At 62.9% G+C, this 407-nt stretch carries 1 pseudogene; it reads right to left on the bottom strand.

From position 1 onward, the window contains the following. Positions 1 to 407: pseudogene (locus NBA72_RS24215) on the bottom strand (sodium-extruding oxaloacetate decarboxylase subunit alpha); the annotation flags it as partial.

Raw genomic sequence — 407 nt, forward strand, 5'->3', positions numbered from 1 at the left:
CGCACGCGGGGGATTTCCGCCAGCACCTGGTCGAGTTTGTCCGCCGCGTTCTGCTGCTTCAGCTGGCTTTCGAGGTTGGTCAGCATTCCGCCCGGTACCTGGGCCACCAGAATACGGCTGTCGTAGCCTCTCAGCTGGCCTTCAAAGGCGTGGTATTTTTTGCGCACCTCGCGGAAGTACGCTGCGATGCTCTCCAGCTTCAGGATATCCAGCCCGGTGTCGTGTTGCGTTCCGGCGAGAGTGGCGACCAGCGCTTCGGTGGCCGGATGGCCGTAGGTGGCGCTCATGGAGGAAATCGCCGTGTCCACGCCGTCGACGCCCGCCTCGATAGCCTTCAGCAGCGCCATCTCCGCCATCCCGGTGGTGGCGTGACAGTGCAGGTGCAGGCGCACCTCAAAACGTTTTTT

The organism is Salmonella sp. NW1250 (assembly GCF_051812965.1).
GTDB classification, from domain to species: domain Bacteria; phylum Pseudomonadota; class Gammaproteobacteria; order Enterobacterales; family Enterobacteriaceae; genus Salmonella; species Salmonella enterica.